At 70.1% G+C, this 26,066-nt stretch carries 25 protein-coding genes, 2 tRNA genes, 1 pseudogene and 1 riboswitch; of the genes and pseudogenes, 10 read left to right on the forward strand and 18 right to left on the reverse strand.

Annotated features, from left to right (window positions below; translation table 11 throughout):
• Positions 1-413 precede the first annotated feature (413 nt).
• The 6 genes from IO39_RS47335 to IO39_RS47360 form a co-directional block, all read right to left on the reverse strand.
• Positions 414-2,987, reverse strand: coding sequence for a valine--tRNA ligase (locus IO39_RS47335; RefSeq protein ID WP_043640055.1), 2,574 nt, complete (start codon positions 2,985-2,987; stop codon positions 414-416).
• A gap of 73 nt (positions 2,988-3,060) precedes the next feature.
• Entirely contained in the window at positions 3,061-4,344 is a 1,284-nt protein-coding gene (clpX, locus tag IO39_RS47340; RefSeq protein ID WP_043640058.1) for an ATP-dependent Clp protease ATP-binding subunit ClpX, read from the reverse strand.
• Between the two features lie 183 nt (positions 4,345-4,527).
• Entirely contained in the window at positions 4,528-5,151 is a 624-nt protein-coding gene (locus tag IO39_RS47345; protein WP_043640060.1) for an ATP-dependent Clp protease proteolytic subunit, read from the reverse strand.
• A gap of 11 nt (positions 5,152-5,162) precedes the next feature.
• A complete protein-coding gene (locus IO39_RS47350) occupies positions 5,163-5,795 on the reverse strand; it encodes a ClpP family protease (protein WP_043640066.1) in 633 nt (210 codons plus the stop codon).
• A 529-nt stretch (positions 5,796-6,324) separates the two neighbouring features.
• Positions 6,325-7,719 carry a trigger factor gene (gene tig / locus IO39_RS47355; RefSeq protein ID WP_043640068.1) on the reverse strand — a complete coding sequence of 465 codons (1,395 nt, stop codon included), beginning with the start codon at positions 7,717-7,719 and terminating at the stop codon, positions 6,325-6,327.
• 166 nt (positions 7,720-7,885) lie between these two features.
• Positions 7,886-8,752 (reverse strand): Sco1979 family transcriptional regulator, encoded by an 867-nt coding sequence (locus IO39_RS47360; RefSeq protein WP_043640074.1) that lies wholly within the window; start codon positions 8,750-8,752, stop codon positions 7,886-7,888.
• Positions 8,753-8,985: 233 nt separating this feature from the next.
• Between IO39_RS47360 and IO39_RS47365 the strand changes: the two genes are divergently transcribed.
• Positions 8,986-9,462: an ATP-binding protein gene (locus IO39_RS47365; protein ID WP_052424292.1), complete on the forward strand. Its 477-nt coding sequence runs from the start codon at positions 8,986-8,988 to the stop codon at positions 9,460-9,462.
• A 111-nt stretch (positions 9,463-9,573) separates the two neighbouring features.
• Here IO39_RS47365 and IO39_RS47370 read toward each other — a convergent pair whose 3' ends face one another.
• The 5 genes from IO39_RS47370 to IO39_RS47390 all read right to left on the reverse strand — a co-directional run bounded on the left by IO39_RS47370 (position 9,574) and on the right by IO39_RS47390 (position 12,609).
• Complete coding sequence (locus tag IO39_RS47370) at positions 9,574-10,074, reverse strand: DinB family protein (RefSeq protein WP_043640076.1); 501 nt, start codon at positions 10,072-10,074, stop codon at positions 9,574-9,576.
• 51 nt (positions 10,075-10,125) lie between these two features.
• Entirely contained in the window at positions 10,126-10,869 is a 744-nt protein-coding gene (locus tag IO39_RS47375; protein ID WP_052424293.1) for a hypothetical protein, read from the reverse strand.
• Positions 10,870-10,968: 99 nt separating this feature from the next.
• Positions 10,969-11,376, reverse strand: a complete 408-nt coding sequence (locus IO39_RS47380; RefSeq protein WP_043640082.1) for a DoxX family protein — start codon at positions 11,374-11,376, stop codon at positions 10,969-10,971.
• 206 nt (positions 11,377-11,582) lie between these two features.
• Positions 11,583-12,401, reverse strand: a complete 819-nt coding sequence (locus tag IO39_RS47385; protein ID WP_043640085.1) for a hypothetical protein — start codon at positions 12,399-12,401, stop codon at positions 11,583-11,585.
• Positions 12,402-12,535: 134 nt separating this feature from the next.
• A tRNA-Pro gene (locus tag IO39_RS47390) sits at positions 12,536-12,609 on the reverse strand.
• An 89-nt stretch (positions 12,610-12,698) separates the two neighbouring features.
• Here IO39_RS47390 and IO39_RS47395 point away from each other — a divergent pair.
• A tRNA-Gly gene (locus tag IO39_RS47395) sits at positions 12,699-12,769 on the forward strand.
• A gap of 21 nt (positions 12,770-12,790) precedes the next feature.
• Here IO39_RS47395 and IO39_RS51725 read toward each other — a convergent pair.
• The gene (locus IO39_RS51725) at positions 12,791-13,279 is read right to left on the reverse strand and encodes a DUF5946 family protein (protein ID WP_157549906.1); all 489 of its coding nucleotides are present in this window, start codon (positions 13,277-13,279) and stop codon (positions 12,791-12,793) included.
• A 114-nt stretch (positions 13,280-13,393) separates the two neighbouring features.
• Between IO39_RS51725 and IO39_RS47405 the strand changes: the two genes are divergently transcribed.
• Complete coding sequence (locus IO39_RS47405) at positions 13,394-14,020, forward strand: nucleoside/nucleotide kinase family protein (RefSeq protein ID WP_043640087.1); 627 nt, start codon at positions 13,394-13,396, stop codon at positions 14,018-14,020.
• Between the two features lie 39 nt (positions 14,021-14,059).
• Positions 14,060-15,370 (forward strand): TrpB-like pyridoxal phosphate-dependent enzyme, encoded by a 1,311-nt coding sequence (locus IO39_RS47410; protein ID WP_211267425.1) that lies wholly within the window; start codon positions 14,060-14,062, stop codon positions 15,368-15,370.
• Positions 15,371-15,451: 81 nt separating this feature from the next.
• Here IO39_RS47410 and IO39_RS59980 read toward each other — a convergent pair whose 3' ends face one another.
• Positions 15,452-15,529, reverse strand: coding sequence for a 50S ribosomal protein bL37 (locus tag IO39_RS59980; protein ID WP_372513659.1), 78 nt, complete (start codon positions 15,527-15,529; stop codon positions 15,452-15,454).
• 155 nt (positions 15,530-15,684) lie between these two features.
• Between IO39_RS59980 and IO39_RS47415 the strand changes: the two genes are divergently transcribed.
• The 3 genes from IO39_RS47415 to IO39_RS47425 all read left to right on the forward strand — a co-directional run bounded on the left by IO39_RS47415 (position 15,685) and on the right by IO39_RS47425 (position 18,706).
• The gene (locus IO39_RS47415) at positions 15,685-16,464 is read left to right on the forward strand and encodes a DeoR/GlpR family DNA-binding transcription regulator (protein WP_043640092.1); all 780 of its coding nucleotides are present in this window, start codon (positions 15,685-15,687) and stop codon (positions 16,462-16,464) included.
• A complete protein-coding gene (gene galT, locus IO39_RS47420; RefSeq protein WP_043640095.1) occupies positions 16,461-17,537 on the forward strand; it encodes a galactose-1-phosphate uridylyltransferase in 1,077 nt (358 codons plus the stop codon). Before IO39_RS47415 ends, galT begins: the two co-directional genes overlap by 4 nt.
• A gap of 69 nt (positions 17,538-17,606) precedes the next feature.
• Positions 17,607-17,743, forward strand: a riboswitch (cyclic di-AMP (ydaO/yuaA leader).
• 6 nt (positions 17,744-17,749) lie between these two features.
• Positions 17,750-18,706: a coiled-coil domain-containing protein gene (locus IO39_RS47425; RefSeq protein WP_043640097.1), complete on the forward strand. Its 957-nt coding sequence runs from the start codon at positions 17,750-17,752 to the stop codon at positions 18,704-18,706.
• Positions 18,707-18,724: 18 nt separating this feature from the next.
• Here the strand turns inward: IO39_RS47425 and IO39_RS47430 are convergent, their stop codons facing one another.
• The 4 genes and pseudogenes from IO39_RS47430 to IO39_RS47445 all read right to left on the reverse strand — a co-directional run bounded on the left by IO39_RS47430 (position 18,725) and on the right by IO39_RS47445 (position 22,485).
• Entirely contained in the window at positions 18,725-19,399 is a 675-nt protein-coding gene (locus IO39_RS47430) for a response regulator transcription factor (RefSeq protein ID WP_043640098.1), read from the reverse strand.
• The gene (locus IO39_RS47435) at positions 19,396-20,670 is read right to left on the reverse strand and encodes a sensor histidine kinase (RefSeq protein WP_043640100.1); all 1,275 of its coding nucleotides are present in this window, start codon (positions 20,668-20,670) and stop codon (positions 19,396-19,398) included. Before IO39_RS47435 ends, IO39_RS47430 begins: the two co-directional genes overlap by 4 nt.
• A gap of 303 nt (positions 20,671-20,973) precedes the next feature.
• Positions 20,974-21,327 carry an MmcQ/YjbR family DNA-binding protein gene (locus IO39_RS47440; protein ID WP_043640103.1) on the reverse strand — a complete coding sequence of 118 codons (354 nt, stop codon included), beginning with the start codon at positions 21,325-21,327 and terminating at the stop codon, positions 20,974-20,976.
• 10 nt (positions 21,328-21,337) lie between these two features.
• Positions 21,338-22,485, reverse strand: a pseudogene (locus IO39_RS47445) (M50 family metallopeptidase).
• A 154-nt stretch (positions 22,486-22,639) separates the two neighbouring features.
• On the opposite strand from IO39_RS47445, the gene IO39_RS47450 reads away from it, so the two are divergent.
• A complete protein-coding gene (locus IO39_RS47450) occupies positions 22,640-23,230 on the forward strand; it encodes a response regulator transcription factor (RefSeq protein ID WP_043640109.1) in 591 nt (196 codons plus the stop codon).
• A gap of 165 nt (positions 23,231-23,395) precedes the next feature.
• Here the strand turns inward: IO39_RS47450 and IO39_RS47455 are convergent, their stop codons facing one another.
• The gene (locus IO39_RS47455; RefSeq protein WP_043640110.1) at positions 23,396-24,508 is read right to left on the reverse strand and encodes a PP2C family protein-serine/threonine phosphatase; all 1,113 of its coding nucleotides are present in this window, start codon (positions 24,506-24,508) and stop codon (positions 23,396-23,398) included.
• 118 nt (positions 24,509-24,626) lie between these two features.
• On the opposite strand from IO39_RS47455, the gene IO39_RS47460 reads away from it, so the two are divergent.
• On the forward strand, positions 24,627-25,853 hold the full coding sequence (locus tag IO39_RS47460; RefSeq protein ID WP_043640111.1) for a GNAT family N-acetyltransferase: 1,227 nt from the start codon (positions 24,627-24,629) through the stop codon (positions 25,851-25,853).
• Positions 25,854-25,868: 15 nt separating this feature from the next.
• Positions 25,869-26,015: a hypothetical protein gene (locus IO39_RS55715; protein ID WP_157549907.1), complete on the forward strand. Its 147-nt coding sequence runs from the start codon at positions 25,869-25,871 to the stop codon at positions 26,013-26,015.
• Positions 26,016-26,066 lie beyond the last annotated feature (51 nt).

Genomic DNA, 26,066 nt, shown 5'->3' on the forward strand with positions numbered 1-26,066 from the left:
TGAATGTCAACCAAAGGAATCCGTCAAATCAATGACGGGGTTGTGCATCATGCACTGGCTTTTAACACACTGTTGAGTTCTCAAGAAACGGACGCGTACACCCGCTCAGAGATCCTTGCCGGACCTCCGTGCGAGAGGCGCACATTTCATTTCCTTCAGCCTACCAGATCCGGACGATCCTTGTCAAACCGCCCGATCCGGGAGCTTCCGGACCTGCCTCTCGTCGAGGCAACCCTGCTAACTTACTCCAACATTCGGCTCTTGTCCAACCGCGCGGCGGACACAACCCGAAAGTCGGGGTTCGTTCACTGGGATGTCAGGGCCGATTGGCCCCGCGTTGAAACTGTAGCAGCCCCGCAGACGTGGAAGGTCCATCTTCGGTAACGAATGGACCTTCCCCTCGTGCGTACGGTTCAAACACTCAGCGCGGCGAGCTGGGCTTCCAGCCGGGCGATGTCGGCGGACGCCTGCTCGGCGCGGCCCCTGACCTTGGCCACCACGTCCTGCGGCGCCTTGGCCATGAACTGCTCGTTGCCCAGCTTGGCGGCCACCTGGGCGGCCTCCTTACGCGCGGCGGCGAGATCCTTCTCCAGGCGCTTGCGCTCGGCCACGACGTCGATGGCGCCGGCGGTGTCGATCTCCACGGTCACCCCGCCCACAGTGAAGCGCGCGGTGGCGTTGAACGACTCCGCCGGCTCCGTGAGGCGCAGCAACGACCTGATCGCCGTCTCCTGTCCGGCCAGCGGCGTGCCGCCGAGCCCGAGACGCGCGGCGACCTTCTGGCCCGGCTTGAGCCCCTGATCGGAGCGGAACCTGCGGACCTCGGTCACCAACTCCTGCAGCGACTCGATCTCCGCCTCGGCCGCGGCGTCCGTGTAACGGGCCTCGGCCACCGGCCACGGAGCCACGACGATGGACTCGCCGCCGGTCACCGCCCGCCACAACTCCTCGGTCACGAACGGCACCAGCGGATGCATCAGCCGCAGCAGCGCGTCGAGCACATGCCCGAGCACCAGCCGGGTGTGCTCCAGGCCCTCCCCGAGCTGGATCTTGGCCAGCTCCAGGTACCAGTCGCAGACCTCGTCCCACGCGAAGTGGTAGAGCAGGTCGGAGGCCTTGGCGAACTCGAACTCCTCGAAGGCCGCGTCGGCCGCCGTGATGACGGACTGCAGGCGCGAGAGGATCCACCGATCGGCCGCGGTCAGCTCGGCCCCGTCGAGGGAGCCCACGGCGGCGCCGTTCATCAGCGCGAACCGGGTGGCGTTCCAGATCTTGTTGCAGAAGTTGCGCGAGCCGGCCGCCCACTCCTCGCTCACCGCGACGTCGGCGCCGGGGTTGGCGCCGCGGAGCAGGGTGAAGCGGGTGGCGTCGGCGCCGAAGCGCTCGACCCAGTCGAGCGGGTCGACCACGTTGCCGAACGACTTGGACATCTTCTTGCCGTACTGGTCGCGGACCATGCCGTGCAGCGCGACGACGCGGAACGGCGGCTCGCCGTCCATCGCGTACAGGCCGAACATCATCATCCGCGCGACCCAGAAGAACAGGATGTCGTAGCCGGTGACCAGCACCGACGTCGGGTAGAAGCGCGCCAGCTCGGGCGTCTGCTCCGGCCAGCCGAGGGTCGAGAACGGCCACAGGCCCGAGGAGAACCAGGTGTCGAGGACGTCGGAGTCCTGGGTGTAGCCCGCCGGCGGCTCCTCGTCGGGGCCGACGCACACGACCTCGCCGCCCGGCCCGTACCAGACCGGGATGCGGTGGCCCCACCAGAGCTGGCGGGAGATGCACCAGTCGTGCATGTCGTCGACCCAGTCGAAGTAGCGCTTGGCCAGCTCGGGCGGGTGGATGCGGGTGCGCCCGTCACGCACCGCGTCGCCGGCGGCCTTGGCCAGCGGCGCCACGTTGACGAACCACTGCAGTGACAGCCGCGGCTCGACCACCGTCTTGCAGCGCGAGCAGTGGCCGACCGAGTGGAGGTAGGGGCGCTTCTCGGCGACGATCAGGCCCTCGGCGCGCAGCGCGGCGACCACGGCCGGCCGGGCCTCGAACCGGTCGAGCCCCTCGAACGGCCCGTGCGCGGTGATGACGCCGCGTTCGTCCATGACCGTCAGGGACGGCAGCGAATGACGGCGCCCGATCTCGAAGTCGTTGGGGTCGTGGGCCGGGGTCACCTTGACCGCGCCGGTGCCGAACGCCGGATCGACGTGCTCGTCGGCGACCACGGGGATCATCCGCCCGGTGAGCGGCACCTCCACCATCGTCCCGATCAGGTGGGCGTAGCGCTCGTCGGACGGGTGCACGGCCACCGCGGTGTCGCCGAGCATGGTCTCGGCGCGCGTGGTGGCCACCACGATCTCGTCGGAGTAGCGGATCGAGACGAGCTCGCCCTCGTCCTCGCTGTGCTCGACCTCGATGTCGGACAGCGCGGTCAGGCAGCGCGGGCACCAGTTGATGATGCGCTCGGCGCGGTAGATCAGCCCGTCGTCGAAGAGCTTCTTGAAGATGGTCTGCACGGCCCGCGAGAGCCCCGGGTCCATGGTGAAGCGCTCGCGCGACCAGTCGACGCCGTCGCCGAGCTTGCGCATCTGGCCGAGGATCCGCCCGCCGGATTCCTCCTTCCACTCCCAGACCCGCTCGACGAACGCCTCGCGGCCCAGGTCATGGCGGGACTTGCCCTGCTTGGCGAGCTCGCGTTCGACGACGTTCTGGGTGGCGATGCCGGCGTGGTCCATGCCGGGCAGCCAGAGCGTCTCGCGCCCCTGCATGCGGGCGCGGCGCGTCAGCGCGTCCTGGATGGAGTGGTCGAGGGCGTGCCCGATGTGCAGGACGCCGGTCACGTTGGGCGGCGGGAGGACGATGCTGTACGGCTCGCGCGAGCTGCCCGGGTCGGCGCGGAAGTAGCCTTCGGACACCCAGCGCTCGTAGCTGCGGGTCTCGACGTCGGCCGGGGTGTACTGGGTAGGCAGCTCTGGCGTTGTCACAACACCCAATTCTAGGGAGGCGGGCAAGCAGAACGCCCCATGGTCGTGACCACGGGGCGTCAGCGAGTTGTGCGCGGCCGGCTCAGGCCGACTTCTCGCGCGGCGTGCGCTGCTGCTTGGCGGCGAGCTGGTCGCGGGGCACGAGCGTCGGGATCGCGTGCTCGATGACCGACTCGCGGGTGATGACCACCCGGGCGACGTCCTGCCGGGAGGGCACTTCGTACATCACCGACTGGAGCACCTCCTCCAGGATGGCGCGCAGCCCGCGGGCGCCGGTGCCGCGCAGGATCGCCTGGTCGGCGATGGCCTCCAGGGCGCCGTCGGTGAACTCCAGCTCCACACCGTCGAGCTCGAGCAGCTTGCGGTACTGCTTGACCAGCGCGTTGCGCGGCTCGGTGAGGATCTGGATGAGCGCCTCGCGGTCGAGGTTGTGCACCGAGGTGATGACCGGGAGCCGGCCCACGAACTCGGGAATCATGCCGAACTTCAGCAGGTCTTCGGGCATCACGTCGCCGAAAATGTCGGCCGTGTCGACCTCTTCCTTCGAGCGGATGATGGCGTTGAAGCCGATGCCCTTCTTGCCGATGCGCGACTCGATGATCTTTTCCAGGCCGGCGAACGCGCCACCGCAGATGAACAGCACGTTGGTGGTGTCGATCTGGATGAACTCCTGGTGCGGGTGCTTGCGGCCGCCCTGCGGAGGCACCGAGGCCGTGGTGCCCTCCAGGATCTTCAGCAGCGCCTGCTGCACACCCTCGCCGGAGACGTCGCGCGTGATCGACGGGTTTTCGCTCTTGCGGGCGATCTTGTCGACCTCGTCGATGTAGATGATGCCGGTCTCGGCCTTCTTGACGTCGTAGTCGGCGGCCTGGATGAGCTTGAGGAGGATGTTCTCGACATCCTCGCCGACATATCCCGCCTCGGTGAGCGCGGTGGCGTCGGCGATGGCGAAGGGCACGTTGAGCATCTTCGCCAGGGTCTGCGCCAGCAGCGTCTTGCCCGAACCCGTCGGGCCGAGCAGCAGGATGTTGCTCTTGGCCAGCTCGAGGCCGTCGTCTCTGCCCCGGTCGCCCGACTGCACCCGCTTGTAGTGGTTGTAGACCGCCACCGAGAGGGCCTTCTTCGCCTTGTCCTGACCGATGACGTAGGCGTCGAGGAACTCGTAGATCTCCCTCGGCTTGGGCAGGTTGTCCCACTTGAGCTCGGAGGACTCGGAGAGCTCCTCCTCGATGATCTCGTTGCAGAGATCGATGCACTCATCGCAGATGTAGACGCCTGGACCGGCAATGAGCTTCTTGACTTGCTTCTGACTCTTCCCGCAGAAAGAGCACTTCAGCAGGTCTCCCCCGTCGCCGATGCGTGCCACCCCAGATACTCCTTTGCGTGGGACCGCCCTGCTCCCGAGAGCAGTGTTCCGGACATCCTCCGGACTAGGCCGAACCGCTCAGGTTTCGACGTTACCGTCTTCTGGGCCCTCAGTGAGCCCCCTAGCGGCGAGTCGCACCGGAACGTGCCCTATTGGGCAGCGCTCCGGTGCGTCACGTCTCGTCTAGGAAGCTACGGCCTGAGCTCGCTTCTTCCTGGACGGGATGATGTCGTCGATCAGACCATACGCCTTCGCCTCGTCCGCGTTGAGAATTTTGTCGCGTTCGATGTCTTTACGGACTTCAGCGGCGGACTTGCCCGTGTGGCGGGCCACGATGTCCTCCAGCAGCGTGCGCATGCGCAGGATCTCGCGGGCCTGGATCTCGATGTCGCTGCCCTGGCCGCCGCCCTCGGTGGACGGCTGGTGGATCAGCACCCGGGCGTTGGGCAGCGCGAAGCGCTTGCCCGGGGTGCCGCCGGCCAGCAGCACGGCCGCCGCGGAGGCGGCCTGGCCGAGGCAGACGGTCTGGATCTCCGGCCGGACGAACTGCATCGTGTCGTAGATCGCCGTCATGGCCGTGAAGGAGCCACCGGGCGAGTTGATGTAGATGCTGATGTCACGGTCGGGATCGAGCGACTCCAGCGTCAGCAACTGGGCCATGACGTCGTTGGCCGACGCGTCGTCGATCTGCACTCCGAGGAAGATGATGCGGTCCTCGAAGAGCTTGTTGTACGGGTTCATCTCCTTCACGCCGTAGGACGTGCGCTCGACGAAGGAGGGGAGAACGTAACGGCTCTGGATGTTCATGTCAGCTCCCCCTAGGAGACCGGGCCCGCGGAGGGCACCTGACGCGCGCTGCGCACCACGTGGTCGATGAAGCCGTAGTCCTTGGCCTCCTCGGCCGTGAACCAGCGGTCACGGTCGGAGTCGGACTCGATCTGCTCCAGCGGCTGCCCCGTGTGGAACGCGATCCGCTCGGCCAGCGTCTTCTTCACGTAGAGCATCTGCTCCGCCTGAATGGCGATGTCGGCGGCGGTGCCGCCGATGCCGCCCGACGGCTGGTGCATCATCACCCGGGCGTGCGGCAGAGCGTAGCGCTTGCCGCGCGCCCCCGCGGTGAGCAGGAACTGCCCCATCGAGGCGGCCATGCCCATCACGACCGTGGAGACGTCGTTGGGCACATATTCCATCATGTCGTAAATCGCCATGCCCGCACTCACCGAGCCGCCCGGCGAGTTGATGTAGAGCGTGATGTCACGCTCGGGGTCATCGGCGGCGAGCAGGAGCAGCTCGGCGCAGATGCGGTTGGCGATCTCGTCGTTGACCTCCTGCCCGAGCACGATGATGCGCTCGCGGAGCAGGCGCTGGTAAAGCTGGTCCTCAAGCCGGAAGGCGGAGCCGTTCTCACGGCCTCGAGACTCAGGCTGATAGAAGGTCGGCGGGCTGGTCACAGCGTCACCTTCCGATGCGTCGTAATCGATTGGCTTTGCTTGTGACCTTAACGCGCGCCGCCCACAGGTCATGCCCGGTCCCCCGGACTGTTCGCTGACGGCGCAGGTTCGGACGGACGTTGCCCTGTTGCCCTTCGCGGCTTATGTACCTTCTGCCGGTCCCCTTCCCGAGGACGGGGCGCGGGCACTCCTCGGGCGGCGCCCCTTCTCCGAGGCCCTGAGGCGGCGGTCGGGCGGGCGCGGGGGTGTGGGGCCCGTGGAGGAGTCGGCCCCCGTTCCGGCCCCGCAGAGGCCGCCTGAGGCCCTTGGGCGCCACAAACCCGTGCGCGGGCAGGTGTGGGCGGGTGCGCGGGGCGGGCGGATGCCTGCCTGCGGGCAGGTGTGCGCGCGCCCGGCATGGGCGGGGTGCGTGGGGGGGTGCGTGGGGGGCGGATGTGTGCGGGCAGGTGTGCGCGGCGGCGTATGGAACGCGGCAGCCCTCGGACCGCGCGGTCCGAGGGCTGCTGTTCGCTCTGCGCCTAAGCGTCGATCAGGCCTCGGCCTTGTCGTCGGCCTTCTCGCCGGCCTCGTCCTCGGCGTCGGCCTCTTCGACCGGCTCGCCGTTGATCTCGCTGTAGATGGCCTTGAGGTCGACCTCGTTGCCGTCGGTGTCGACGACCTTGGCGGCGTCGCCCAGCACGGACTTGGCCTTGTCGCGGACGATCTCGACCATGGCCAGCGTGAGCTGGTCGTTGTCGGCGAGGTGCTTGGCCAGCTCGTTGGGCTGGACGCCCATCTCCATAGCGCGGCGGACCACGAAGTTGGTCAGCTCCTGCTCGGAGACGCCCAGCTCCTCGGCCTTGACGATCTTGTCGAGCACGAAGCCGACCTTGATGGCGCGCGCGGAGTTCTTCTCGAACTCCTCGAAGCGCTCCTCCTCCGTCGTCTGGTAGAGGCGGAAGAAGGCGTCACGGCTCAGGCCGCTCTCGGCCACCTGGTGGTCGAGGTTGTGCTTGCGGGCGTCGACCTCGGCCTTGAGCGCGCTGTCGGGCAGCGGGATCTCGATCTTCTCGAGGAGCGCGTCGAGCGCCTTCTCGCGGGCCTGGACGACCTGGTCGATGAGCTTGTTGCGGCGGGCCTGCTCGCGGATGCTGTTCTTCAGCTCGTCGAGCGTGTCGAACTCGCTGGCGAGCTGGGCGAACTCGTCGTCCAGCTCCGGCAGGACCTTCTCCTTGACCGCCTTGACGTTGATGATCACGTCGGCTTCCTCGCCGGCGTTCTCGCCGCCGACCAGCTCGGTCTTGAAGCTCTTCTCCTCGCCCGCGGACATGCCCTCGAGCGCGTCGTCGAGGCCCTGCAGCACGGAGCCGGCGCCGACCTCGTAGGAGACCTCGCTGGCCTGCTGCTCCTCGATGTTCTGGCCGTCGATCTCGGCGCGCAGGTCCATCACGACGAAGTCGCCCTTGGCCGCGGCGCGCTCCACGCCGGTCAGCGTGGCGAAGCGCTGGCGCAGGGCGTCGAGCTGGGCGTCGACGTCCTCGTCGGAGACCTCGGCGGAGTCGACCGTGACCTCGGTGCCCTTGTAGTCGGGGACCTCGAAGTTGGGCCGGATGTCGACCTCGGCGGTGAACTCGATCTGCTCACCGTCGTCGATCTTCGTGACCTCGATGTCAGGCTGGCTGACGGGGAACACGTCGGCCTCGTCGACGGCCTGCCCGTACAGCTTGGGCACCGCGTCGTTGAGGGTCTCCTCCAGCACTACCGCCCGGCCGAAGCGCTGCTCGATGATGCGGGCCGGAACCTTGCCAGGCCGGAACCCGGGGACGCGCACCTGCTGCGCGACCTTCTTGTACGCCGCATCCATGCTCGGGCGCAGCTCGTCGAACGGCACCTCGACAGTGAGCTTGACCCGGGTCGGGCTGAGCTCCTCGACAGCGGTCTTCACGGAATGGTCTCCTTGATCAAGCTACGAGTGATCGCGGGCGCGTCCATCGGTTCGGCTCACGCGCCGCGCCCACATGAGCGGTGTTGGGCATGCTCCGCCACGGCGGCGTCCAACGCCGATGGCCAGTCTAGGGCAGACGCACACCCAACCACGACGCCCGCCGCGGTCAGAACTCGTCGGCGATCGTCCTGAGGAGTTCGATCGTCTCGTCCGGAGTGGTGCTCACGGCGCACAGCCGCTCCATCACCTCGGTGTATCGGTCCACGTCCTCGCGCTTGTCCAGGTAGAGCGCGCTGGCGAGCTGCTCCACGTACACCACGTCGGGCAGGTCGCTGTCGGGGAAGCGCAGGATGCTGAACGCGCCGCCCTCCGCGCTGTGCCCGCCGAAGCTGAACGGCATGACCTGGATCGTGATGTTCGGCTGGCGCATCAGGTCGATGAGGTGCTCGATCTGCGCCCTCATGACCTCGGCCCCGCCGATCGGCCGCCGCAGCGCGGCCTCGTCGATCACGGCCCAGAAGACCGGCCCGTCGGGCCTGTCGAACATCCGCTGGCGCTCCAGCCGGAGATCCACCCTCCTGGCGATCTCCTCCGCCCCGATGCCCGCCGAACCGGCGGTCACCACGGCCCTTGCGTACTCCTTGGTCTGCAACAGTCCCGGTACGAACTGGACCTCGTAGGTCCTGATCCGGGCGGCCGCCTCCTCGAGGCCGACGTACGCCTGGAACCACGTGGGCAGGACGTCGTTGAACCGGTGCCACCAGCCCGGCTCGTTGGCGGTGGCGACCAGGTCGAGCACGGCGGCCCGAGCCTGCTGATCCACGACCCCGTACAGAGTCAGCAGGTCCGCCACGTCGCGTTCCTTGAACCCCACTCGGCCGAGTTCCATCCGGCTGATCTTGGATTCGGACCCGCGGATGAGGTGCCCGGCCTCCTCACGAGTGACGTTCTTCGCTTCCCTGAGCTTGCGCAGCTGGGAGCCCAGGAGGATGCGCAGCGCCGTCGGCCCGGAACCCGGCTGGTTCTGCGTCACTTTGCCTCCTATCAAGGTCCGCACACACAGTGACACCACAATGCCGGGTATGACAAGGTCTCAACCTCGTGTCCGATTCGGTGATTTATGCCCCAAAACGTCGCTTGCTACTGCACAATGCAGCTGCACGTGCATTTGGGTCTTGCAGGTGCCGCGTTCGTGACCCATGATGGCTTAGTGCATATTGGGCCAAACGTGCACTAACCAAGGCTTAACGGGGAGGTATCGGCAGCATGGTGGAGGACCCTCTGGCCACTGCCGATTGCCTGCAGATCACCCGTGAAGTGGGTTTCGACCACCTGCTCATGGGCGGCAAGCCGTACACGACCTCGTGTCCGCTGCCCTTCCAGGCCGACTCGGTGAAGACCGCCAGGGACGTGACCCGCTCGACGCTGCGCGGCTGGGGCCTGCACGAGCTGAGCGACGACGCCGCGCTGGTGGTCTCGGAGCTGGTGACGAACGCGGTCAGGTACGCGATGTACGCCGCCGGCCGCCGCGAGATCGAGCTGCTGCTGATGCGGGTCGCACCCCACGTGCTGCTGGCCGTGGCCGACCCCAGCGACAAGGTGCCGACGCCCAAGGAGCCCGACTTCATCTCGGAGAACGGGCGCGGCCTGTACATCGTGGAGACCTACAGCCAGTGCTGGGGCTGGGACCCGCTGGCCCGCGGCGGCAAGGCCGTCTGGGCGCTGTTCCGCGCCGACGACTGAGACGCGCCCCGCCGCCGTTTCCCCGACGGCTGAGGCGCGCCCCGCGACTGTTCCGCCCCGCCGGCTGAAACGCGCCCCGCGGGGCCGTTCGTGGTCCCCCGTCCCCCTCGGTCACTCCCCCGTCACGCCGTCAATGCGCTCGCGCAGCAGGTCGGCGTGGCCGTTGTGGCGGGCGTACTCCTCGATCACGTGGATGAGGATCCAGCGGTGCGAGCACTTCCGGCCGTCGCGGTCGCCGACGGCGTCCAGCGAGTGGGCCGCCGAGATGGCGCGGGCGTGCGCGATCTCCTCCTGCCACGTGTCGAACGCCTCCTTGACCGAGGCGGTGTCCACCTCACCGAAGTCGGCGTCGTTGTCGCGGTCCTTGCCCCAGAGCTTGGGCACGTCCTCGCCGTTGAGCACCCGGCGGAACCACACGCGTTCGACGTGCGCCAGATGCCTGACCAGGCCCAGCAGAGACAGGGACGAGGGCGGCACGGAGCGCGTGCGCAGCTGCTCGTCCGACAGGCCCGCGCACTTGACGGCCAGGGTCGCGCGGTGCCATTCGAGCCAGTTGTCGAGCTGGGTCCGCTCGTCGCCGAGGTAGGGCGGGGGAACTCGGGTGTCTGTCATGAGATCCGACCTTATCCGGCCCGCGACGGGCGGACGCCTTCGCAGGCGCGGTCACGGTGACGCCCGGCCCAGCCGGCTCTCCGCCCGCAGGACCAGGCAGGCCGCCTCGCGTACGGTCTCGTCCCTGACGTTGCGCACGAAGTCCTCCGGAGTGCTCCCGCACAGACGGCGCAGCGCTGGCGACGTGTCCAGGAGGGAACGGATCAGCCTCCGCTGGGACGTCAGGCGGCGGCCCCGGCCGTCGGGGCCGGCCAGGCAGCCGTGCCTGCCCTCGTACACGAAGGGGGGCGGCACGCGCGCGCCCGACTCCAGCACGACCGGGCCATCGAGCGGGCGGCGACGATAGTTGGGCTCGGTGAGGTCGAGCGCGGCCAGCTGCCGCTCGTCGAGCCAGAGCACGAACAGCCTGGAGGTCTCGCCGGGCGCCCCGATCGGCGCGGCCGGCACGTAACCCCATCGGCTCACGTGGGCGGACACGCCGGGGGCGACGCCGTGCACCTCGGCGACCGTCATGGGGACGACGGGGCGTACCCGGTGGGTGAGGAACTTCCTGCGCACCTGGCCGGGGGCGGCGTTGGAGCCCACGGCGACGACGCGGTGGCGCTCCTCCAGCGGCGCGCAGCCCTCGCGCGCCAGCAGCCCCGCCAGCGTCTCGCCGTCCGCCCGCCACCCCTGCGGCGCTCCTTCGGGCCGGAGCGGCACGTACGCGTCATCGACCAGCACCCCCGAGCCGGCCGGGACGCGTCCCGGATAGGTGAGCGGGCGGGCCATCGGATCGTCGGCGAACAGGTCCACCCCCTCAGGATGCCCATCCGCCCTCAGGATGCCCGCGTGTGCCTTCAGGATGCCCGCGTACGCCCTCAGACAATCGCGTACGCCCAGACGACCGCGTCTTCAGGACGACCGCCCGGCGAGCGCCGCCCCCAGCCGCGCCGTACCGGACCGCCGCCCCCAGGCGATGACGGCGCAGAGCGCCATCATCACCAGCGGCAGCACCACCGAGCCGCCCGACACGAACGCCTCGGTCAGGACCGCCCCCGCCATCAGACCCACGAACGCCAGCCCCGCCACCCCGGCCAGCCGCGGCACCAGCAGCCCCACCGCGCCCGTCACCTCCAGCACCCCCACCAGGTGCCGGAACCAGTCGCCCAGGCCGATCGCCACGAACGTGGAGGCCGACGGCTCGGCATTGGTGAACTTGGCCACGGCCGACATCACGAAGAAGCCCGCGACGACGATCTGCAGCGCCCACAGGGCGACGCCGGCGAGCCGGCCGGTGGTCCTGCGCAGTGTGGTGGTCATGAGATTCCGCCTCCCTCGAATCGGTGCTTCCGACGCTAGGGAAGGCGACGCGCGGGAGGAATCGCCCCAGCCACCCGGCAGGGGTGCACGTAACTGCACCCCTCCCCCGGACGGGAACCTTGAACGCCCATGGGCCCAGCCGGACGACCATGGCCCATGACCCGCGCCCCCTCGACTCCGCCGCTTGGGGAAAGGGCGATCGCGATCTAGCGTGGGCGAGGGGTGACAGGGGCCTCTTCGGGCGAGTCGAGCTGGTCGAGGCTCGCCGCCTGGTCGGCCGGCGGCGGTTTCAGGTCCGCCGGGTGGCCCCACCGCGAAAGGCGGAGGTCCTCGACGATGTGCATGGGGTCGAAGTCGTCTTCCCCCAGGAAGGTGAGCAGCCAGGAGGAAGCATGGCATCGGTGGACGAGCTGATCCCGCCCGATCCAGAGCTTCCAGTCGACGCGAATCCGCGCCTCCGCGTCCGTGAGCCGTTGATCCAAGCCGATGCGTAGGCCAGGATCCACCTGGGCGACCTCGCCCAGCGTGATGACTCCTTCGTGCAGGGTGGTGCGGGTGCCGTCGTACACGCCGCCGGGGCGCTTGGTCCTGGCGCCGGCGAGCATGACCTTGAGTGTCGCCGGGTTGCTCAGCCGTATCAGGCCACAGGTCAGGACCGGGGGATCCTTGGTCTTCTCGAAGACCCAGTTCTTGCCTTCCGGCAGATACCGGCGCCAGCCGGTCGACTGCTCGTAGGACCGGTCCGGGAAGGCCATCGTACGCTCGGGGTCCGTGCCGTCCTGGTCCTCGCGGTAGTCGCTCGCGACGACCTTCCCGTGAGCCAGTTCGTGAACCCCCGACCTCCGCGAGATCATCGGCTTGTCTCTCTCGGGTACGCGCGTGCTCGTGACGCTCGTGAACGCCACGCCGTCGCCACTCTCCAGCTGGACGCGCAGCGCGGCGACGGGGTCGAGGCGGGTCTCGGCCGGGGGCGGAACGACCAGCGCAAGGGACACGATCGTCAGGGCCGGCGCCCAGAGCCTCATGCGGTCGTCTCCTCGGAACGGCGTCAGGCGAGGTGATGATCGCAGGCGGAGATCTCGTCCCGGTATCGTCGACGCGCACCGCGAAGAAGGCCACTCCCCTTACCGGGAAGTGGCCTTCTCGCTGTTCGTGCCGGTCGGGGCGACAGGATTTGAACCTGCGACTTCTTGCTCCCAAAGCAAGCGCGCTGCCAAGCTGCGCCACGCCCCGTCTCGCCGATTGCGCATGCGCCCGGAGACTCCGGTACGCTTACGCCCTGACGACCGGATGAAGTCTAGACCAGAGTTCGACCGGTTCGCGCGGACGTAGCTCAATGGTAGAGCCCTAGTCTTCCAAACTAGCTACGCGGGTTCGATTCCCGTCGTCCGCTCCGATGCGGCGCGAGGCCAGGTCAGCCCCGGTTCGGGGTGCCTGGCCCGCCCGGCTTCCACGACTCCAGGGTGGCCTCGGCGAGGGTGTGCATCCGCTGCCCGTACGCCTCGTGGCCGTCGAAGACGAAGCTGTCGTTCTCATGCGGCAGGCCGGCGAAGGCGGCGCGGAAGGGCCCGGCGGGGGCGGCCGGCGGCAGCGGCTCGTATGCGGCCAGGGGCGTCAGGTCGTAGCCGGCCCTGGAGCGGTGGTTGTTGCGGGCCACCTGGTGGTTCCGCAGGCGTTGCAGCGCGTCGAGGCCCTTGTCCACGTAGAACTGCAGGTAGCGGAACTGGCCGTCGAGATACTTCTCGTGCCCCCTGGAGGGGTGCTGGAGGAGGTAGACGCAGACCACGATCGCGTGCCACCGGTACATCTCCGGGTCCAGTTGTTCCTCGGCCAGGACGGCGTTGTAGTAGTCGGCGCACACGCCGAGCGGGCCGGCGGGCGCGCCGCAGTCGCAGACAGGCATGCCGGGCAACATAGCCGGGCGGTGGTGCGGGCGTCGAAGGCATTTCCGCCCGCCGCGAGGCGGCCCCGCCCCCTCGTCAGGCGATCGGTGCCCGTCCCCGTAAGGTGAAGATCGATGCGCGCGCGACCGATCTCCCGTGAGGCCCTCGTCGGAGAGCTGGCCGAGCTGATCTGCGCCCGCCCGCCGGAACGGTGGGTGCGGGTGGCCGTGGACGGCGCGCCCGCCGCGCGGCCCGGGGTGCTCGCCGACGCGCTGGTCGCGCCGCTGCGCCTGCGTGGCCGGCCGGTGCTGCGGGTGGCGGCGGGCGACTTCCTGCGGCCGGCCTCCCTGCGGCTGGAGTACGGCAGGACCGACCCCGACGCCTTCCACGACGACTGGCTGGACGTCAAGGCGTTGCGCAGGGAGGTGCTCGATCCGCTGGAGCCCGGCGGGTCGGGGCGGGTGCTGCCGGCGCTGTGGGACAGCACGATCGACCGGGCCTACCGGACCCCCTACGAGGAGCTGCCGCCGGGCGGGGTGGCCGTGGTGGACGGCACGCTGCTGCTCGGGCGGGGGCTGGCGTTCGACGTGAGCGTGCACCTGTGGTTGTCGCCGGGGGCGCTCGAACGCGGCACGCCGGAGGATCTGCGCTGGACCCTGCCCGCCTACCGGCGCTACGAGCACGAGACGCGGCCCCAGGAGAGGGCCGATGTGGTGGTACGCGCCGATCACCCGGAACGTCCCGCCGTATTGGTGCGGTGACCCCTGGTACACGGGATCAGCTCGGCGCACACTGAAGCGGTGATCCCCAGCAACTGGTACAACATCGTTCCCGATCTGCCCGCCCCGCCGCCTCCGCCGCTGCATCCGGGCACCCGGCAGCCCGTGGGCCCCGACGACCTGGCGCCGCTCTTCCCGATGGAGCTGATCGCGCAGGAGGCCGGCACCGAGCGGTTCGTCCCGATCCCGCAGGAGGTGCTGGACGTCTACCGGCTCTGGCGGCCGACGCCGCTGCTGCGGGCGCGCCGCCTGGAGCGGGCGCTGGGCACGCCGGCCAGGATCTACTACAAGTACGAGGGCGTCTCCCCCGCCGGGTCCCACAAGCCGAACACGTCCGTGCCGCAGGCGTACTACAACGCCCGCGAGGGGGTGCGGCTGCTGACCACCGAGACCGGCGCGGGGCAGTGGGGGTCGGCGCTGGCGTTCGCCTGTGCCCAGTTCGGCCTGGAGTGCCGGATCTGGATGGTACGCGCCTCGTACGACCAGAAGCCGTACCGCCGCTCTCTCATGCGGGTCTACGGCGCCACCGTGCACGCCAGCCCCTCCCCCGTCACGGGGGCGGGCAGCAAGGTGCTGGCCGACGACCCCGTCTCGCCCGGCAGCCTGGGCATCGCGATCAGCGAGGCCGTCGAGGTGGCCGGTGCGACACCCGACGCCCGCTACGCGCTCGGCTCGGTGCTCAACCACGTCCTGATGCACCAGACGGTGATCGGCGAGGAGGCGCTCGCGCAGCTCCCCGAGCCGCCCGACCTGGTGATCGGCTGTACGGGCGGCGGCTCCAACTTCGCCGGGCTGGCCTTCCCCTTCCTGCGGGAGAAGCTGGCGGGGCGGCTGGCGACGGTGTTCAGGGCGGTCGAGCCGGCGGCCTGCCCGACGTTCACGCGCGGCGCGTACGCCTACGACTTCGGCGACACGGCGGGGTTCACGCCGCTGCTCAAGATGCACACGCTCGGGCACTCGTTCGTGCCCGACCCGATCCACGCGGGCGGCCTGCGCTACCACGGCATGTCGCCGCTGCTGTCGCACATGTACGAGCTGGGCCTGTTCGAGGCCGTCACCCGCGACCAGAGCGAGTGTTTCGAGGCCGGTCTGCGCTTCGCCAGGACGGAGGGCATCCTGCCCGCGCCCGAGCCCACGCACGCGCTGGCCGAGACGATCGCCGAGGCGCTGCGCTGCAAGGAGAGCGGCGAGGAGAAGGTCATCCTGACCGCGCTGTGCGGCCATGGCCACTTCGACCTGGGGGCCTATGACCGTTATCTGGCCGGCGAGCTGGAGGACTGCACGCTGCCGCAGGAGCGCATCGACCGGGCGCTCACGGAGCTGCCCGGGTGATGGTCCCGGAGCGGGCTGAGTGACGGTCCGGACGGGGTGGATGAGGGGTCCGGGTGGCCGCGGGGAGCGGCCACCCGGCGGTCATCGCGCCGTGGGACGCTTGCCGTGGTTCGCCTTCTTCTTCTTGCGTGCCCTGCCCTTGCGTGCGCGCCTGGCCATAAGCTCGCCTCCGGTGATCGGTGCACCCCGGCCGGTGATCGGCGGGGCCCCCAACGTCTCCCGCCCGTGCTGACCAGCGCAAGCGATCCGGAAGAACTCACATACCCCAACAATTCCGTGTCATAATTTGGTGGAATCTGTTGGAAGGAGCGGGCGTGCTCGCACAGCAGCGTCAACAGGCGATTCTCGAACGCGTGCGCAGCCACGGCGGCGTCCGGGTGGCCGACCTCGTACGCGAGCTCGGCGTCTCCGACATGACCATCCGGCGCGACCTTGAGGTGCTGGCCGAGCGCGGCCTGCTGGAGAAGGTGCACGGAGGCGCCACGGCGCTCGGCCCCGGCTCGACCGAGGAGCCCGGGTTCACCGCCAAGTCCGCCCGCCAGCAGCAGGAGAAAGAGGCCATCGCGCGGCTGGCGGCCACCCTCGTGCGCCCCGGCACGGCCGTGGCGCTGTCGGCGGGCACCACCACATGGGCGCTGGCCCACCACCTGATCGGCGTGGCCGAGCTGACCGTGATCACCAACTCGATCCCGGTCGCCGAGGTCTTCCATCGCAACCCGCGCGCCGACCGCACGGTCGTGCTGACCGGCGGCGTGCGCACCCCCTCCGACGCCCTGGTCGGCCCGGTCGCCGTGGCCGCGATCCGCCGCCTGCACGTGGACACGCTCTTCCTCGGCGTGCACGGGATGAGCGTGCGGGCCGGGTTCACCACGCCCAACCTGCTGGAGTCCGAGACCGACAGGGAGCTGGTGGCGGCGGCCAACCGGCTGGTCGTCCCCGCCGACCACACCAAGTGGAACACGGTGGGCATCAGCACCATCGCCGAGCTGAGCGAGGCCGACGTGGTCATCAGCGACGCGGGGCTGCCCCAGGACGCACGCACCGAGCTGGCCGAACGGGCCGGAGAACTTCTCATCGCGGAGGGCTCGCCTTGAAGCGCACCATCACCCATCTGGCCGACGGCCGGGAGCTGATCTACTTCGACCGGCGCGACGACGCCGACAGGAGTGCGATCGACCGGCGGACCCTCGGCCCCCGGCCGGTGGCCTCCGAGCTGCGCTACGACCCGCTGACCGAGGAGTGGATCGCGATCGCCGGGCACCGGCAGACGCGCACGTTCCTGCCGACGGGCGGCACGGCCGAGTGCCCGCTGTGCCCGTCGTCGGACGAGCGGTCGACGGAGATCCCGGCCCACGACTATGACGTGGTGGTGTTCGAGAACCGCTTCCCCTCCTTTTCCGGAAATTTCGGGACTTATGGTGACCCGGGCGGGCTGAGTGAGGTCCGGCCGGGCGTGGGGCGGTGCGAGGTGGTCTGCTTCACCTCCGACCACTCCTCCTCCTTCTCCCGGCTCTCCGACGACCGCGTGGAGCTGGTCATGGAGGCGTGGGCCGACCGCACGGCCGAGCTGTCCGGGATGAAGGGCGTGGAGCAGGTCTTCTGCTTCGAGAACCGGGGCGAGGAGATCGGCATCACGCTGGCCCACCCGCACGGCCAGATCTACGCCTACCCGTACGTCACGCCCAGGACCAGGCTGCAGCTCGGCGCCGCCCGGCGCTACCCGAAGGGGAACCTGTTCGCCGACGTGCTGGCCGCCGAGCGGGCGGCGGGGACGCGGGTGGTGGCCGCCAACGAGCTGTGGACGGCGTTCGTGCCGGCCGCCGCGCGCTGGCCGTTCGAGGTGCACGTCTATCCGCACCGGCAGGTGCCCGACCTGGCCGCGCTCACGGAGGAGGAGCGGGCGGCGTTCGCGCCTCTTTACACCTCGGTGCTGCGGGCGTTCGACGGGCTGTTCGGGCTCGTGATGCCGTACATCTCGGCCTGGCACCAGGCGCCCGTGCGCGAGGACAGGGAGCTGGGCTATCTGCACCTGGAGCTGTTCAGCATCCGGCGGGCGCCGAACAAGCTCAAGTATCTGGCCGGGTCGGAGTCGGCGATGGGCGCCTTCGTCAACGACGTGCTGCCGGAGGAGGCGGCACGCATGCTGCGATCACAGATTGATCACTAATGGATCTCTAGTTAAGGTCGCATTACTCGTGATCTACCACTAATATCCCCATATGCACCGGCGATAACGGCCGTTGCGACGCCTAATCCCGGGCGCGTCGCCCGGGAGCCGGGGACCCAACCGCACCTGGGGTGAATCCGCTTCGGCGGCAGGCGACTCCCACGCCCAACCCGTCAGCTAACCCGGCCGGCAGAGGGAGAGGAAACTTCCACGTGGCGGCTTCGTCCCCCGCGATCCTTGCCATCGGCCTCATCACCGCCGCCGCCGTCGCCGTCCTCCCGGCGACCCCGGCGCAGGCCGCCCCCAAGCCCAGCGAATCCCAGCTCCGCGGCCAGCTCAAGCAGCTCAACAACAAGGTCGACAAGCTCATCGAGAAGTACAACCTCAAGCGCGTCGAGCTGGCCGAGGCCCAGGAGGCCGCCAAGGCGGCCGCGGCCAGGCTGGCCGCGGCCGAGCAGGCCCTGGCCACGGCCGAGCAGCGGGTCGCCGAGATCGCCCGCCTGCGCTACCAGAACGGCGACCCGTCACTGCCCGGCATCATGCTCCCGACCGACGTCGCCGGCGCCGCGCTGCTCGAACAGCTCACGGCCGAGCAGCAGGCGGTCGTGGCGAGCGTGGCCAAGGCCCGCGACGACAAGGAACGTGCCAGCCAGGAGGCCGCCGCGCTGGCGGACCGCATCAAGGCGGACACGGCCACGGTCGCCGAGCAGCGCGACGAGGCCGAGGACGTCATCGAGGACATCAAGAAGAAGCTCGAGGACCTGGTGCCGTACGCGACGGGCCGCAACTCCGACGGCTCCTGGGCGCCCCAGCTTCCGACGGGTTCGGACAACATCACCTCGCGTACGCGGCTGATGAAGGCGCAGGTGGAGAAGAACTTCGCGCTGCCGTACACGGTGGGCTGCTTCCGCTCGGGCTCCAGCGGCGAGCACCCGCTCGGGCGGGCCTGCGACTTCATGATGAGCGCGGGCGGCGCGATGCCCAGCGCCGCCAACCTCGCGCTCGGCGACCGGATCGCGGACTGGGCCCTGGCGAACAAGGACAAGCTGGGCGTCAAGTACGTCATCTGGAAGCAGCGCATCAACCAGGGCTCCGGCTGGCGCGCGATGTCCGACCGCGGCAGCATCACCGAGAACCACTTCGACCACGTGCACATCTCGATGAACTAGGAAGGGACGGACGGCGGCTCAGGGCTGTTCGGGGGTTCGCGGGACGAGCAGGCCGCGGTTGAACGCCTCGGTGACGGCGGCGGCGCGGTCGCCGACGCCGAGCTTGGCGTAGATGTTCAGCAGGTGGGTCTTGACCGTGGCCTCGGTGATGAACAGCCGGGCGGCCGCCTCGCGGTTGGTGTTCCCGGCCGCCACGAGGGCCAGGACCTCGAGCTCCCGCTGGCTGAGCAGTTGCGGCGCGGGGGTCCTGACCCGGTTCATCAGCCGGGCCGCCACCGACGGGGACAGCACGCTCTCGCCCCTGGCGGCGGCCCGGGCGCCGCGCAGCAGCTCCTCCCGGGGAGAGTCCTTGAGCAGGTAGCCGGTCGCCCCCGCCTCGATCGCCGGAAGGACGTGGGTGTCGGTGTCGTAGGTCGTCAGCACCAGCACCCGCGCGGTGACGCCGAGCCTGGTCAGCTCGTTGATCGCGGTCAGCCCGTCCATGCCCGGCATGCGCAGGTCCATCAGGACCACGTCGGGCCGCAGCTCCCGGGCGAGCCGTACGGCGGCGGCGCCGTCCGCGGCCTCGCCCAGCACCTCGAACCCGGGCGCGGAGGCGAACATGCTGCTCAGCCCGTCTCTGACGACGGGATGGTCGTCCGCGATCACCAGTCGGATCGGGGGCTCGGGCCGGTCGGCGGCGTGCTCGGTCATGCGTGGCTCCCGGAGGGCAGGGTGGGGATGCGGGCCGAGATCCCGGTGCCGGCGCCGGGCTCGGACTCGATCTGTAAGGTGCCGGACAGTCCTTCGACGCGCTGGCGCATGATGGCCAGGCCGAATCCGCCGCCCCGGTCCGGCGGGGGTGGCCCGTCGGCCGGGCCGGCTTCGAGAGCGGCGGGGTCGAAGCCCTTGCCGTCGTCACGCACGTCCAGCGCGACCTCGTGCGCCAGGTAGGACAGGGTCACCCCGACCCTGGTCGCGTGCGCGTGCTTGGCGACATTGGCCAGGGCCTCCTGGGCCGTGCGCAGCAGCGCGAACTCGGCCTCCGGCGTCATCGGCCGTACCGTGCCGGTCGTCGTGACCTGGACGGCGAGCCCGTGCAGCTTCGACCACCGGTCGGCGACGCCGGCGAGCGCCTGGCTCAGGCGCGCGGTCCGCAGCGGCTCGGGGCGCAGCGCGTCGACCGAGCGCCGCGCCTCGGCCAGGCTCTCCCTGGCCAGGTTCTTGACCGCGTCGAAGGGCCGGCGCCACGGCGCCGGGACCTCGTGCATCTGCTCGGCCGCCTGGAGCTGCGCGATGATGCCGGTCAGCCCCTGGGCCAGGGTGTCGTGGATCTCGCGGGCCATCCGCCGGCGCTCGTCGAGCACGCCGGCCTCCCTGGCCTGGGCGAGCAGCTGGGCGTGCAGGCCGGCGTTCTCGGCGATCGACGCCTCCAGCAGCCGGTTCGTCCGGCTCAGCTCCGCGAGGGTCTGCTCGCGCCGATCCTCCTCCCGCTCGGCGAGCCGCAGCACCCAGGCGCAGCCGCACATCATGGCGATGTTGAACGCGACGATGGTCACGTGCAGCGTCAGGCCGAGCGCGTCCGTCGTGGGAACGCTCGACGCCTGCGCGGTGCCGGCCAGGACCGCCGCGGCGGCCACGCCCAGCAGCCGCCACGGCCAGCGCAGGACCGTGAAGGAGTAGATGTAGGCGGCGGGGGTGAAGAGCCCGAAGAGGGGCTGGCGAGCCACCAGGACCGCGGTGATCGCGATCAGCCCCGCGACGAACACCCCCATGATCCGCGGCCGGTCCCACCAGCCGGGACGCAGGGTGAACATGACGAGCATCCACCCGGCCGCCAGCGCGCACAGGCCGAGGTCGATGAGCAGGGAGCCGCCCGCCGGGCCCGCCACGGCCGGCAGGATCACGACGAGGAGCGCCAGCAGGATGTACGGCACCACGTTGACCAGAAGGAACGGCGGCTGCTGCGAGATCTTCCTGCCCAAGACTTCCTCTCCCCCTGGATTCTAGTCCCGGCCTTCGTCATCGACGGCGATCTTGTCGTCATAGCGTTTGTGGAGGTTGCGTACCTCGATCACTGCTGGCATGCGCCTGTCCTTCCGGGCCCGGCCCGTCGGATCGACGCATTCAGCCTGCTATGACCGGCACTTTCGCACCATCGACCAGTGGACGGGAGCCGGCTGCCGGACGGCGGAGAGTCCGGCTCAGCCGGACGGCGGCGCCGGTCCACCGATCGGTTGACCGCCGCCCCGGACGGCGCGGGCGGTGACGGCCCGCACCGGTCGCCGTCAGGGCATGCGCTCGACGAGGGACTTCGGCGCGACGCAGCGGTACGCGTCGGCCACGATCTCGGCCACCTCGTCCCAGTCGACGCCGGGAACGTCGAGGTAGACGCCCAGCCATCCCCGGTGCCCCACGTAGGGAGGGCGGAAGAAGCGCTCGGGGTCCTCGGCCACCAGCTCCTCCTGGACGCCGGGAGGAGCCGCGCACCAGAACGCCAGCCGGTCGTCGTGGTGGTGGTCGGCGAACATCACGAACGTCTTCTTGCCTCGGACGAACCACGTCGGCTCCCCGTGGGAGAGCCGCTCGGTGGTCTCGGGCAGGGCCAGGCACAGGGCCCGCAGCCGGTCGAGCGCGTCCATGGGCGGCCTGCTAGTTCGTCAGCGTGAGCGGGTTGACCAGGTCGGCGTAGACGAGCAGGCCCGCCATGATCATCATGACGATCGCGATCGCGTAGGTCAGGGGCAGCACCTTGGCGATGTCCACGTGGGCGGGCTCCGGCCGCCGCATGATCTTGGCGTAGGCCCGCTTGATGCCCTCCCACAGCCCGCCGGCGATGTGGCCGCCGTCGAGCGGCAGCAGCGGGATGAGGTTGAACATGCCGATCGCCAGGTTGAAGCCGGCCAGCAGGTTGACGAAGATGGCGATCTTCTTCTCGTTGGACAGGTCGGAGGCCAGGATCTCGCCGCCCATGCGGCCCGCGCCGACCACGCCCACCGGGCCCTCCGGGTCGCGCTCCTCGCCGGAGAAGGCGGCGTGCCAGACGCCGACCATCTTCTCGGGCAGGTTGACCAGCGAGCCCGCCACCCGGGCGGTCAGCTCGCCCATGTAGCCGATGACCTGGCCCATGCTCTGCTGCTGCATGACCTCGGTGGGCAGCACGCCGAGGAAGCCGACGTTCTTGTCGATCTTCTCGGGGTCCTGGAGGTTGGGCCGGTCCTGGGCGATGAGCGTGACGGTGAGCGTCATCGGCTTGTCGTCGCGGACGATGCCGAGCTGCACGGGGCCGGGGCCGTGGGAGCGGATCAGCCGGGTGGCGTCCTCCCAGGAGCCGATCTTGCGGCCGTCGAAGGTGACCATGCGGTCGCCGGGCTTGAGGCCCGCCTGCGCGGCCGGGGTGAGCTGGTCGCCGGGACGGCAGTCGGCGCGCTGCTCGGAGATCGGGATCACGCACGTGTTGGTGTCGGGCGAGACGATCGGCGCCCAGGTGGGCAGGCCGATGCCGACCAGCAGGATGCTGAAGAAGACGAACGCGAGCACGAAGTTCATCGCCGGGCCGCCGGCCATGATGATGACCTTCTGCCACCACTTCTTGCGGTAGAAGACGCGGTCCTCGTCACGCCGTATTCCGTCTCGCCCCTGCGCCGGGACCAGGCGGTCGAGCCGAATCCGACCATGTACTGGGTCACCTTGACGCCGAAGAGCTTGGCCGGCACGAGGTGGCCGAGCTCGTGCAGCGCGATGGAGACCATCAACCCGAGGAGGAAGAGAATGATCCCCACAACGTAGAGCCAGTTCATCTAGGCGCGCTCCCCGGCAGACGACAAGGACAGACGAAAGGTCCGACAGCCCCAGAGTAGTCGAACTCGCCGCAGCGCACGGCTTACCGCACTTCCTGAGCATTGACAGCGTGCACTCGGCCGATCACCCTGGGAGACGACGGAGGGGGACGTCTTGATCCGCATTCTCATTGCCGAGCACCTGCCGCTGGTGCGCCGTGGCCTGCTCGCCACCCTCGGAGCCGAACCCGACCTGCGGGTGGTCGCCGAGGCCGGATGCGCCGAGGAGGTGGTGCGCACGGCGGTGACCGCCGAGGCCGACGTGGCCGTGGTCGATCTCGACCTGCCGGGGCCGCCGGTGGCCGACCCGCTGGCCGAGCAGGGGTGCGGGGTGCTGATCCTGTCGGCCGCGCCCAATCCGGCGCAGGTGCGTGAGGCTCTGGCCGGTCCGGCGCTGGGGTTCATGAGTCTGTGCGTGCCGCCCGAGCGGCTGGCCGAGGGGGTGCGTCAGGTGGCGGCGGGCCGGCGGGCCATCGAGGCCGAGCTGGCCGTGGCCGCGTTGCAGTGCGCCTCCAACCCGCTGACCAGGAGAGAGCTTGACGTGCTGCGGATCGCGGCGGGCGGGGCCAGGTCGACGGAGATCGCCGACGAGCTGTTCCTGTCGGTCGGCACCGTACGCAACCATCTGTCGCGCATCATGTGCAAGACGGGAGCGCGCAACCGGCTCGACGCGGTGCGCATCGCGAGCGACTGCGGCTGGTTGTGAGGGACGGCTGTACGGGACCCGGTGGAGCCGCGCCGCTCCGCCGGGGCCCGGACACCATCGAGGATCTCAGCAGGCCCGAGCCCGCTGCCAGTGACCGCGATCACGACCGTTCCGTGTGAAACGTCACGGTCTCGGCCCTGCCGCGCACAGGCCGCCGGCGCCCGTTCAGGGCCGCCAGATGAGCACCAGCGCGCAGTCGTCGTTGTGGCCGGAGGCCATCGCGTTGACCAGCGCCCTGGCGCCGTCGCGGAACCCGGAGGGCAGCAGCCGCTCCGCCTCGCCGAGCAGCCGGTCGAGCCCCGCGTCGATGTCGCGCCCGGGCTGCTCGATCAGGCCGTCGGTGTAGAGCAGCAGCGCGTCGCCCTTGCGCAGGGTGCCGCTGTCGGGCTCGCAGTGCAGGTCGGGCACCACACCGAGCACGACGCCCTTGGCCGAGGCGACCTGCCAGTTGCCGGTGCCCGCGTCGAACTTCACCACCGGCGGGTGCCCGGCCGAAGTGATCGTGTAGTCGCCGGTCGCCAGGTCGAGACGCACGTGCACGGCGGTCACGAACCCCTCGTCGCCGCGCTGCCTGTGCAGGTAGGCGTTGCACGCCGGCAGGAAGTCCGCGACCGAGCCGAGCAGCCCGCCGAACGTGCCCGACAGCAGCAGCGCCCTGGTGCCGGCGTCGACGCCCTTGCCCGACACGTCCACCAGCGCGATCTCCACCGAGTCGCCGTCGCGCATGGAGACCAGGAAGTCGCCGCCGAACGACGAGCCGCCCGCCTGCTTGAGCACCACCTTGCCGCCCCAGTCCTTGGGCAGCGCGGGCAGCTCGCCCTGGCTCCTGAGCCGGTCGCGCAGCTCCAGCAGCATCGCGTCGCCGCGCAGCCCCTGCACGCCGAGCTTGCCCCTGGTGCGGGCCATGAGCACGGCGAGCACGGCGGTGCACACGATGGTCACGGTCAGCCCCAGCCCGACCCGGCCCGCGCCGAGCGTGGCCGCGACGTAGGCCAGCGCGGCCCCGACGCCGACGAGCAGCTTGACGAGGCTGCGCAGCCGGAGCTGGAGCCCGCCGACGAGGGTGACCAGGATGAGCAGGGAGGGCGAGAACCACCCGGTCGAGACCTCGGCGGCGAGGAACCCGATGACGAGTGCCAGCCCGATCAGCGCGATGAGCAGGTTGCGGTCGCGGGCGAAGACACGCCGGACGAACCTGACGACAGGCACCAGAAGCGGCACCCGCACCAGGACCGCGCGGACCCGTGGCGGGATCAGCGGCGCCGGACGGGAACTCATGATGCGCCTGACTGTATCGGTCTGACCCGTGTTTGGGCAGCCCACTTGACCAACGCCTTGATCATTAAGCACGGATATTGGGTGGCCGTCCCCCTTTGCCCGCTCCTACCGTGGACGGATGACGTATCCGATCCGTCCGATTGACGAGTCCGAGTGGCCAGCCTTCAGCACGGTGCTCGAAGAGGCGTTCGGCTGGGCGCCGCATCCCACCCAGCTCGCGAGATTCAAGGCGGGGACGGAGTTCGACCGGACGCTGGCAGCCTTCGACGGCGAGCGGATCGCCGGGGTCACCTCCGTCCTCAGCCTGACCATGACGATCCCCGGCACGCAGCTCCCCGTCGCCGGCGTCACCTCTGTCAGCGTGCTTCCCTCCCACCGCCGCCGCGGCGTGCTGTCGTCGCTGATGCGCAGGCAGCTCACCGACATCCGCGAGCGCGGCGAGTGCGTCGCCGCCCTGTACGCCTCCGAGTCCTCCATCTACGGCAGGTACGGCTACGGCAGGGCGGCCGGCGAGCTGTCCTTCCGCATCGACAAGAGCCGCTCGGCCTTCGTCCCCGGCGCGCCCGGTGACCCGTCGCTGCGCCTCAGGGTCGCCAAGCCCGCCGAGGTGCGCACGGAGCTGGAGAAGCTCTTCGCCTCCGTCGTCGCGGGCCGCCCCGGCAGGTACGAGCGCGACACCCAGTCCTGGGACAACTGGCTGGCCGACGAGGAGCCCGACCAGCGCGGCGCCGGGCCGCTGCGCTCGATCCTGGCCGAGGACGACGGCGGCGTGCGCGGCTACGCCCTGTTCCGCATCAAGTCGTCCTGGGACGATGACGGCGTCGCCGAGGGCACGCTGAAGCTGCAGGAGCTGGAGGCGACCGACCCGGCGGCCTACGCGCTGCTGTGGCGCAGCGTCCTGGACCGCGACCTGGTCACCCGGGTCGAGGGCGGCATCCCGGTGGACGCCCCGCTGATCGCGCTGCTGGCCGACCAGCGCCAGCTCCGCGCCCGGTGGGCGGACGAGCTCTGGGTACGCCTGGTCGAGGTCGACAGGGCGCTGGCCGCGCGGGCCTACTCGGCGCCGGTGGACCTGGTGATCGAGGTCGAGGACGACGTCTGCCCGTGGAACGCCCGCCGCTGGCGCCTGACCGCCGACCTGTCGGGCGCGGAGTGCAGGGCCGTGGAGGACGAGCCGGACCTGCGGCTGCCGGTGTCGGCGCTCGGCTCGGCGTACCTGGGCGACGGCGCGCTCGGCGAGCAGCTCGGCGCGGGCCTGCTGCGCGAGCACACGGCCGGCGCGGTGCGCAGGCTCGCCGCGGCCATGTCGTGGAGCCCGAAGCCGTGGGCGGGCATGACGTTCTGACGTAGGCTCGACGGTATGGCGCTGCAAAGTCTGCAGATCACGGCGGTCGTGGCCATGCGCGCCCGCGATGTGTCCAGGCCGTCGAAAGAGCAGCAGGAGGCCGCCGACCGGCGACCCCTGCGTGACGAGACGCCCCGGCGCGACTCCAGGCGCAAGGGCTAGACCGCTCGCGGGCGCCGCGCTCGCGTCCGCCGCGGTCCCGTGGGCGCGGAG

It is taken from the genome of Nonomuraea candida, from assembly GCF_000725485.1.
In the GTDB taxonomy this organism is placed as follows: Bacteria; Actinomycetota; Actinomycetes; order Streptosporangiales; family Streptosporangiaceae; genus Nonomuraea; species Nonomuraea candida.